The organism is Endozoicomonas sp. SESOKO3 (genome assembly GCF_024606255.1).
In genome coordinates, this window is sequence record NZ_JAHHPR010000412.1 from 1 (window position 1) to 10,494 (window position 10,494).

Annotated in this window: 8 protein-coding genes; 5 read left to right on the forward strand and 3 right to left on the reverse strand. The window is 48.2% G+C overall.

From position 1 onward, the window contains the following. From KDK18_RS07115 to KDK18_RS07130, 4 genes are all read left to right on the forward strand, one after another. Positions 1 to 1,464, forward strand: a 1,464-nt coding sequence (locus tag KDK18_RS07115; RefSeq protein ID WP_257254184.1) for a leucyl aminopeptidase, incomplete at its 5' end; no start/stop codon positions are given. 140 nt (positions 1,465 to 1,604) lie between these two features. After that, positions 1,605 to 2,036, forward strand: coding sequence for a DNA polymerase III subunit chi (locus KDK18_RS07120; RefSeq protein ID WP_257254185.1), 432 nt, complete (start codon positions 1,605 to 1,607; stop codon positions 2,034 to 2,036). Positions 2,037 to 2,057: 21 nt separating this feature from the next. After that, positions 2,058 to 2,453, forward strand: coding sequence for a hypothetical protein (locus KDK18_RS07125; RefSeq protein WP_257254186.1), 396 nt, complete (start codon positions 2,058 to 2,060; stop codon positions 2,451 to 2,453). A gap of 65 nt (positions 2,454 to 2,518) precedes the next feature. Continuing rightward, entirely contained in the window at positions 2,519 to 5,374 is a 2,856-nt protein-coding gene (locus KDK18_RS07130; protein WP_257254189.1) for a valine--tRNA ligase, read from the forward strand. A gap of 114 nt (positions 5,375 to 5,488) precedes the next feature. On the opposite strand, the gene KDK18_RS07135 is transcribed toward KDK18_RS07130, so the two are convergent. The 3 genes from KDK18_RS07135 to KDK18_RS07145 form a co-directional block, all read right to left on the reverse strand. After that, a complete protein-coding gene (locus KDK18_RS07135; RefSeq protein WP_257254190.1) occupies positions 5,489 to 5,848 on the reverse strand; it encodes a hypothetical protein in 360 nt (119 codons plus the stop codon). 229 nt (positions 5,849 to 6,077) lie between these two features. Further along, positions 6,078 to 7,595: a fumarate hydratase gene (locus KDK18_RS07140; RefSeq protein ID WP_257254191.1), complete on the reverse strand. Its 1,518-nt coding sequence runs from the start codon at positions 7,593 to 7,595 to the stop codon at positions 6,078 to 6,080. 469 nt (positions 7,596 to 8,064) lie between these two features. Then, positions 8,065 to 9,282 (reverse strand): hypothetical protein, encoded by a 1,218-nt coding sequence (locus KDK18_RS07145; protein WP_257254192.1) that lies wholly within the window; start codon positions 9,280 to 9,282, stop codon positions 8,065 to 8,067. A gap of 219 nt (positions 9,283 to 9,501) precedes the next feature. Here KDK18_RS07145 and KDK18_RS07150 point away from each other — a divergent pair, with 219 nt between their 5' ends. Further along, entirely contained in the window at positions 9,502 to 10,179 is a 678-nt protein-coding gene (locus KDK18_RS07150; protein ID WP_257254193.1) for a hypothetical protein, read from the forward strand. Positions 10,180 to 10,494 lie beyond the last annotated feature (315 nt).

Here is a 10,494-nt window from a genome sequence, read left to right on the forward strand (position 1 = left end):
AGCGGAGCGGTAGAGAAGCAGAAAACTGCCTGCCTGGTTCTGGGTGTGCAGAAGAAAAAGCTTACCGCCTCAGCATCAGCCGTAAACGAGGCCAGCAAGGGTGCCATCGACAACATTGTCAAACGTGGCGACCTCAAGTACAAGGCAGGTCAGACCCTGTTGCTCCAGCACGTTCCGGAAATCCCCTCTGAGCGAATTTTGCTCTGTGCGACCGGCGAAGGAAAAGCACCCCTGAAAGAAAGTGAGTTCATCAAGCTCGCCCAAGCCGTTGCCTCTGAACTGAAGACGGCCTCTGCCAAAGACGCACTGGTGTCTCTGGAAGATATCGATGTAGATGGCAAGGACCACAGCTGGAAAGTTCGCCAGCTGGTAGAAGCCGTTGTCTATGCATTCTACCGGTTCGACGAGTTCAAGAGCAAAAGTGCCGATGCACTGACATTGAAGAAGGTCACGTTTCTGGCTGAGCGCAAACAGGCAAAAGCTCTGAATCAGGCTATTGCTGAAGGCCAGGCCATTGGTGAAGGCCGTAACCTGGCTCGAACTCTGGGCAACCTGCCTGGCAACGTCTGCCACCCGACTTATCTGGCAGACCAGGCCAAAGCTTTGGCGAAATCCCATGCCAGGATGACCGCCAAGATTCTGGGCGAAAAACAGATGTCTGATCTGGGTATGAACTCTCTGCTTTCCGTAGGCCAGGGCTCCGATCAGGAATCCAAGTTGATCCTGATGGACTACAAAGGCGGCAAACGTGGCGAGAAACCAATAGTCCTGCTGGGTAAAGGCATCACCTTTGATACTGGTGGTATTTCCCTGAAGCCAGGGGCCGCCATGGACGAAATGAAATTCGACATGTGTGGTGCAGCCAGTATTTTTGGCGCCATGCAGACCATTCTGGCACTGAACCTGCCCATCAATATCGTGGGCATGGTCGCCGCCGCCGAGAATATGCCCAGTGGCAACGCTACCCGTCCGGGCGACATCGTAACCTCAATGTCGGGTCAGACCATTGAGATCCTTAATACCGACGCCGAAGGCCGCCTGGTACTCTGCGACGCTCTGACCTACGCTGAGCGTTACAAGCCCAAAGCTGTGATCGATGTTGCCACACTTACAGGTGCCTGCGTCATTGCCCTGGGTCACCACACCACCGGTCTTCTGAGTAACAATGATGAGCTGGCTGAAGCACTGCTGAAAGCCTCCAAAGACGCTTCTGACCAAGCCTGGCAGCTGCCAATGGGTGAAGAGTACCAGGCTCAGCTGGATTCCAACTTTGCCGATATGGCCAACATCGGTGGCCGTTCGGCTGGCACCATCACAGCCGCCTGTTTCCTGGCGCGCTTTACAGAAAGCTACCCATGGGCTCACCTGGACATCGCCGGTACGGCATGGACTTCCGGTAAAGCCAAAGGCGCTACCGGTCGCCCCGTCCCCATGCTGATTCAATATCTGCTTAACCAGCTTTAATACTCTTTGGGGTTGCGGATCGATGGAGACTCACAACCCCGCTTTCGGAAAAGCTTCAACGCAGCTTTCAATATCCGACTCACGACGGATAGAAGTCAGCGACCTTTCAACCAGCATCATTTCCCATTACACTCAACCTCATGTCCCGAGTAACCTTCTATTTGCTGCAACAGCAGTCAGCACAAGCCGTTAAAAAATTCGCCTGTCGGTTGACCGACAGAGCGTGGCGTAATGGTATGGCTGTTCATATTCATACGGATAATGACATCCAGTGCGAAACTCTCGACCGACTGCTTTGGGAGTGGCGTGAAGATAGTTTCCTGCCGCACCAGATCATCAACAGCAAAGCCACGGGGGCGCCGATCACCCTGGGATATAAACCACCGAAATCGATGGACGACAACACCCTGCTGATCAATCTGTCCAATCAAATTCCGGCCTTTTACAAAAACTTTGTCCGAACTTGCGAAATTGTTGATCAGAGTCCGGGTCCGGTTGAGGTTCTCCGTGAAAAGTTCAGGGCTTACGTTGCAGACGGCATCCAGCCAGAAACCCACCAAATACAGGGTTAAAGCCATTAGCGGGTAAAGCACATGAGCCAGAAAAAGACGGAAGGTCTGCTGGATGAACAGGAAAGACTGAAAACCCTCTTAAAGGATGAGATAGATCGTAATGATCATCTCAATCAACACATCCCTGTTCTCACCGACCTTGCTGACCAGGAAGAAACCAGACAGACTGTCACAATTCTGGATGTCACAGAGAATTATCAACAGACTGAACCGCAGGAACCGCCTACTCTGAAACCTCCGCTTAACCGCGGCGTCAAACAATCAGAACTGAAAACCCGGCTACGCAAACAGGCCCGACTGCTCATCCGGGAAATCATTGATGAAGAGCTGGTCAGGGTCGAAGCTCAGCTGAACCGCGAGCTAAACAACTACCTGGATCATCTTCTGGACCAGATGCCCGAAAATCTGTCGGATTAACACTGCCCTGCCTGTTCCGTGTATACTGCGCGGTTTAGATCAGAACCTGTCAGAACCCTGTAGTTATGGAAAAAACGTTTAACCCTCACGCGATTGAGCGCAGCTGGTATCAGACCTGGGAAGAAAAAGGCTACTTTGCCCCCTCCGGCAAGGGCTCTCCCTACTCCATCATGATTCCACCGCCCAATGTCACCGGCAGTCTGCATATGGGTCATGCTTTTCAGGACTCTATTATGGACGCCCTGATTCGTTACCAGCGCATGAAAGGCAGTAATACCCTGTGGCAGGTGGGTACTGACCATGCCGGTATTGCTACACAGATGGTGGTAGAGCGTAAAGTGCAGGCTGAAGAAGGCAAGACACGTCACGATTTCGGCCGTGCAGCCTTTACCGACAAGATCTGGGAATGGAAAGAAAAGTCCGGTGATAACATCACCCGTCAGCTGCGTCGTCTCGGAGCCTCTGTTGACTGGGACAATGAACGCTTCACCATGGACAAAGGCTTCTACAAAGCTGTTCAGGAAGTATTCGTTCGCCTATACAAAGACAATCTGATCTATCGTGGCAAACGCCTGGTCAACTGGGACCCCAAACTTCATACCGCCATCTCTGATCTGGAAGTGCTGAACAAGGATGTCAGGGGTCACATGTGGCACTTGCGTTACCCTCTGGCTGATGGCGAAAAAACCGCAGAAGGCAAAGACTACATTGTGGTCGCCACAACCCGTCCGGAAACCATGCTGGGGGACACAGGTGTTGCCGTTAATCCCGAAGACGAACGCTACAAGAGCCTGATCGGAAAAGACATTATTCTGCCACTGGTCAACCGTCGTATTCCTGTCGTTGCCGATGAACATGCTGACATAGAAAAAGGCACAGGTTGTGTAAAAATCACTCCAGCTCATGACTTCAACGATAACGAAGTGGGTAAGCGTTGCGGTCTGCCCATGATCAATGTCATGACTCTGGAAGGGCATATCAGTGAACGGGGTGAAGTCTTTAACATTGATGGTTCCAACAATCACGACATTGACGCCCCCATCCCTGAGAAATACCGTGGCATGGAGCGTTTTGCCGCACGTAGAGCCATCATCGCTGACTTTGAAGCAGCCGGGCTACTGGAAGAGATCAAGGATCACGAACTGATGGTGCCATACGGCGACCGTTCAGACGTTGTCATCGAACCTCTGCTAACGGATCAGTGGTTTGTCCGTGCCGAGCCGCTGGCAAAACCTGCCATTGAAGCGGTTAAAGATGGCCGCATTCAGTTTGTCCCCAAACAGTACGAAAACATGTACTTTTCCTGGATGCAGGATATCCAGGACTGGTGTATCTCCCGCCAACTCTGGTGGGGCCACCGCATTCCAGCCTGGTATGATGAAAAAGGGAATGTTTATGTAGGTCGCAGTGAAGAAGACGTACGACAGGAAAACAACATTCCGGCCGGAGTCAGCCTGAGACAGGACGACGACGTGCTGGATACCTGGTTCTCTGCTGCACTCTGGACTTTTGGCACCCTGGGCTGGCCTGAAAACACAGAGCGTCTGAAAACCTTCCACCCCACAGATGTTCTGGTTTCCGGTTTTGACATCATTTTCTTCTGGGTTGCCCGGATGATCATGATGACCATGCATTTTGTCAAAGATGAAGACGGCAACCCTCAGGTACCCTTCAAGTACGTCTATATGACCGGCCTGATTCGTGATGAGAATGGCGACAAGATGTCCAAGTCCAAGGGTAACGTGCTGGACCCTCTGGATATGATCGACGGCATCAGTCTGGAAGATCTGGTTGAAAAACGCACCGGCAATATGATGCAGCCACAACTGGCGGCAAAAATTGAAAAACGTACCCGTAAAACCTTCACTGAAGGCATAGCGGCGCACGGTACTGACGCTCTGCGTTACACCCTCTACTCACTGGCTTCTACCGGTCGTGACATTAACTGGGATATGAAACGTCTGGAAGGTTATAGAAACTTCTGCAACAAGATCTGGAACGCAGCCAACTACGTTCAGATGAACACTAAGGGTGAGGACTGTGGCCAGCATGGTGAGGACATTGAACTGACCCTGGCGGACAAGTGGGTTATTTCCCGACTGCAACGTCTGGAAGCCCAACTTGAAAAGAACCTGACGGACTTCCGTCTGGATCACGCCTCCCAGAATCTGTACGACTTCATCTGGAATGAATACTGTGCCTGGTATCTGGAGCTTTCCAAGCCTGTGCTATGGAATGAAGACGCTTCCGAAGCCCTGAAACGTGGAACCCGTCGTACACTGGTTCGGGTTCTGGAAACCATTATGCGTCTGGCTCACCCATTCATGCCGTTTATTACTGAAGAGATCTGGCAGAACATCAAGAAAGAAGCCGGCGTTAAAGGTGAAACCCTGATGCTGCAGAGCTACCCGACTTTTGATGAAAGCAAGCTGGACGAAACTGCCGAGCAGGACATCGAATGGCTGAAAGGCTTTATCACCGGCATCCGCAATATCCGTGCTGAACTCAATATTGGCCCTAGTCGTGAACTGAATGTACTGCTGCGCAACCTCTCTTCTGACGACTATCGTCGTCTTGATGAAAACAGCACTTTTCTTAAGTCTTTGGCTAAATTGTCAGACATTCGTGCACTGAACTCTGACGAAGAAGCGCCTATGTCAACCACTCAATTGGTCGGCAAGATGGAAGTTTTGGTACCGATGGCTGGCCTGATCGACAAGGACAAGGAAGCAGCCCGTCTGAGCAAAGCAGTTGAACGACTGAATAAGGAGGTTCAGCGCTTTGAAGGCAAACTGGCCAATGAAAAGTTCATCAACAACGCCAAACCCGAAGTGGTTGAAAAAGAGCGCGGAAAGTTGGCCGAAGCCCTGGCTGCCAGAGAACGTTTGGATGAACAGCTCAAAGCGATTCAGGCTCTGTAAAAAACGGTAGACGTTCAGTTTACCTTTTTTGACTCCTGAATGAACGAAAGGCCTGTGAGCAGAAGCAGACAGGCCTTCTTTAGCGATTTGCCAGGGACGCAAAAGCAGTTGCCCCTAATCGTTGTTTTTCCGGAATTGATTCCTGATCCGTTGCAATCTTATCCACTCTTCTTCAGCAGCCAGTAGCTCTGAAAACAGCTCGTGCCCAACGACCGAATCAGAATCACCGTCTTCTTCAACACCCTCTGCCCGCTCTTCAATCCAGAAGTGCTCAAATCGATCTTCAATCTGAAGGTTCAACAAATTAGCCCGTACGACTCTGGAATCATCATCTATTCTGAGAATGACTTCCCTGTCAGAGAAAAACCGTTTAACCCTTGCAAACAAGCTCTTCCAGAAAAAAAGAAACTCACCTTTTTCAAGATTTCCCGGACCTGAAGTGGGCTCATCACCCTGATCAGAATCGTCAACCATAATTCGCCCTTACTGAACGGTCTTATAAATTGATTATAGAACCCCGCTTTTCTCTGGTCTGACATCCAGATTACGGCATTATTGACAGCATTTAATCAGGCAAGGAAGAAGACTCGGCAAACCCATAAAGTGGGTAAAAAGTCATCAGGAGAGAGAAAACGGAGGAATAAAGAAACGAATGAAACAAGGCCAGCCCCAGGAAGCTGACCCAATTCAGGCGCCTGAACACTTATTTGATATCAAGAACCTGCTCTTCAATTTTCTGCTTCCAGATTTGTGGTCCGGTTTTGTGGACAGAATCACCGGTGTGATCCACCGCTACGGTCACTGGCATATCCTTGACCTCAAATTCGTAGATGGCTTCCATCCCCAGCTCAGGGAAGGCAACCACTTCTGCTTTCTTGACAGCCTGGGAAACCAGATAGGCGGCTCCACCCACGGCGATCAGATAGACAGATTCGTTATCCCTGATCGCATCAATCGCAGCATCACCCCGTTCAGCCTTGCCAATCATTCCAGCCAGACCTGTCTGCTCCAGCATAGTGCGGGTAAATTTGTCCATACGGGTAGAAGTCGTCGGACCCGCCGGACCAACCACTTCATCACGAACCGGATCAACAGGTCCTACGTAATAAATAAAGCGACCTTTCAAATCAACAGGCAGCTCTTCACCACAGGACATCATATCAACCATGCGCTTGTGGGCAGCATCGCGACCCGTCAGGATTTTTCCTGACAGCAGTACTGTGTCACCGGGTTTCCAGCCTTTGATCTCTTCTTTTGAGATGTCGTCAACATTGACTTTTCGCACCCCTTCACTCATATCCAGAGCGACTTCAGGGTAATCATCCAGACTCGGAGCTTCCTGAATCACGGGGCCACTGCCGTCCAGTACAAAATGTGCATGTCGTGTAGCAGCACAGTTTGGAATCATCGCTACAGGCAGAGAAGCAGCATGAGTCGGGTAATCCTTGATTTTGATATCAAGCACTGTGGTGAGACCGCCCAGACCCTGTGCACCAATACCCAGACTATTAACGGCATCCATGATCTCCAAACGCAGTTCTTCAACCCGGTTACCGGGTCCGCGCTCTCTGAGTTCATGAATATCGATAGGTTCCATCAGGGATTCCTTGGCCAGCACCATGGCTTTTTCGGCCGTACCACCGATACCAATGCCCAGCATACCCGGAGGACACCAGCCCGCACCCATCGTTGGCACAGTTTTCCTGACCCACTCAACAATATCATCAGACGGGTTAAGCATAGCCAGCTTGGACTTGTTCTCAGAACCGCCTCCTTTGGCTGCCACCTGGACATCAACAGTATCCCCTGGCACCAAAGTCATATGGATAACAGCAGGTGTGTTGTCTCTGGTATTTTTACGGGCACCTGCCGGATCTTCCAAAACGGAGGCACGGAGAACATTTTCCGGGTGCGTGTAGGCACGGCGAACACCTTCATTCACCATATCCTCGACACTTCGGTCACTTTCGAAGCGGACATTCATACCGATTTTGAGAAAGACAGTAACAATACCGGTATCCTGACAAATGGGTCGTTTACCCATGGCACACATTCTGGAATTAATCAGAATCTGGGCCATGGCGTCTTTGGCTGCCTTGGAGGGCTCTTTCTTCCAGGCATCATGAACAGCGTGAATAAAGTCCAGCGGATGATAACAGGAGATAAATTGCAGAGCGTCAGCTACGCTCTCAATCAGATCCTCTTCACGAATTAATGGCATTGCGCTCCCCAACTCCCATGTTCGGTCCAGATACCTGTCGTGCCCAAAGCACAGCTCCAACAGACTCCGGATTTGCAAGCTTCAAAGTATTACGATCTCTGAAGAACAGCCTTCAGGACCCTGACCGGTTAACCGGCTCTGTTTTTCGTTACTGCTCTGAACAGAAACGTCTGTCGTGCAGATCAAAACATCAATGAAGAACCCATCGAAACCTGACAGTTTTAACGGTTTCCTATGGACTTCCCCTCCTCATTTGCCCGGCCAGTATATCAATGCTTGGCATCAGAAAACATGGATTGAAAACAGGATCTTTCACTTTTTATCACGGATTACCGAAACAAAACGACACATTATACCTGACAACACGGGTTACAGCAGAATCATGGTTTCGGTTGATACGCTAAAGCGGAAAAACACAAAAGCATTGCAAAGAGGGCTTTTCTACATTTGACTGGGCAGGAAATTGAAGTTAAGGGCTGGATTCTATGAACATATTTACTACAGAGCTTATGGAATCAATTTCATCAATGACCTGTAATTTTATTTTTGGCATCACCCATATTGTTTTGGCGTCTGATGAGGGGTAGGACTCTATTATCTGACTGACACCAAAAACTTTCGGGTAAATAAGCTCTTCCCGGATCTTTCTAATTGCCCGCCTCTTTACTACCTTCCAGGTTTCCTGAAGGTTATTATCCGGCAATAATTTGACTGACGAGCTGGCTTGAGGCGGTTTGCGGAATATATTAATTGCATACTTTGAGTCATTAGATGAAAGGGAGTCTATCTGAGCTGTTCCCTCTGCAGTGTTGGCGCTGACAAGTATCGTTACTGGAATAGTAACCGTTTTTTCTCTCATCTTTTTTTTTGATTTTGATGTGCGTGGGGGCTCAATACCTAAAAGAAGTTGCCCTGTGATATGAAAGTGATAGTGATCGTGCTCACTTATAGTAGATCTTTCAGAAGCAGCACCATGGGAGGACTCTTCTTCCGGAGGTAGCAGTCCCGGGGTGGCATCAGTTAATGACTTTGCATGAGACTCGGTTCTTATCAGCTTCGGTCGCGAGGCCTCCTTAATGGCACTTTTGCCTGAAGCTGGTCGTTTTCGTGATGCTGGTTCATTTTCAACACTGGATGAAGCAGTGCTCCCGGAAATAGTAACTGTTGGATCTTTAAGAATGGGGTCAATCACATATAACTGATCCTGGTTTTGGATTTCAATGGGTCCTATCGGGAGGGCAAGGGGGAAGCCAGATCGTTGATCACCCTCAGTAGATGACATTTGAATTAATGTCTCGGGTGAAAACTCTTGAAGAGGCTCATGAGTCACTACGCCTTGATCTAAGGAAGGAGACAACAACCGATTTTGATTTAAAGAGTAAGAAGCCGGCCAGAGCTCCATACTAAAAAGCGAGTTTTTCCTATAAATAGTTTCAGGGAGGATAATTGCAACACTTGGCTTTAGTGACTGTGCCGGGTGTGTATAGGAACCGAGAGAATGTGAAATAATAAGGTGGCAACTATCCCCTTGTCGATGTGCGACGACAATTTCATCGTATAACTCATCAAAAGTAACACTGTACTCGGTGATGCTATCAGCCAAATCATCATCTGCGTTAGCATTCATGGCTAAATATCCAAGTGCAAGGGTAAAGAAAGTTCTTGCGAAAAGACTATAGGAAACCATGCTTTGTCACCTATTTGACTACTGGACAGAAACATTCTATCCATCCATCACTGCTAATCGGCACTCATAGTAACACATAACTCTGGTTCAAGCGCCAGGCATCAGCGCATTCCTTTGAAACATTTGGTATTTTTAAGGAAGTATGACTATATTGACGTCTTCGTCTTGTTGTTATTTGTAGCCAGAAAATGCTACAAACTTTTTTATACGAGAAACTTCATGTTTAATAAACTATACCCTTTGCTTTTTTTTATATTTTCATTCTGCTCCTGGACTTGGGCGACCGTAGAAATCATTGGGCCAGACACTTTTACCTATACAGATAGTACAGGTAGTAAAAAAACTCGACAAATTCGTGGCTACACCAGGCCTGAGAATCTTGAGCAATATTTACAACTGGCCGCTGCTAACTCTGAAACCACCCTGAAGATTGATAGAGACCTCAAAGAGAGAAGAATAAGTAAAGTTTACTTTATTCAGTTTTCAGCTGATCCCGAAGGCATTGTTGACCAGAGTGAAAATATTGGTTTTATCGTCATTTTGAACGATGGAACAGCTCTCCTTAGTTTTGATTATTTATCCTCTCCAATGAAAATTGCAAGCACCTATGATCAAACCAAAGCAAGAGATAGACTAGAGTCTCATATTTACAATCATGCTGTACAATTCGGTTTTTTGGATCAAGGCTCAATGGAGTCTGTTTTATGGTCCATGCCCTCATCCTCGAATCAGAATTTCAAGCAATTAGGCTTTCGGAGAGACAAGAAAAAAACCACCAGATATCAAGCAACCTTTCTGATTCCCTATCTAAATCTATCGGGACAGGGAACCTTAGAAATAAGAAATATTGGCACCTACCAATACACTATTCTTGAGTCTGCTTCGGTACAGTTATAGGAAGCTAAAGCCAAATTCAGCGGCTACTGAAAGCAGCCTGTTGGTATTTTTGCAGGCTCTGGTCTCGAATAGTTAATATTCCTAACACACTTGTTCCTATTGATAGAACTCTTTGGCAACAGCATAGTCAAATTGATTACCAACAATCCAAACTGTTTCTTTCTTAAGGAGAATAAAATGCAAGGGATAGCTAAAGCAGCTCTATTACAACCGAGTACAAAAGGCGATTCAAACAAAGAAAGCCTATCTATAGGTAACTTCGCCAATAAATCTGTAAGCCTTACATCTCTGAGCTTTACTTATTTCCCCAAAAGC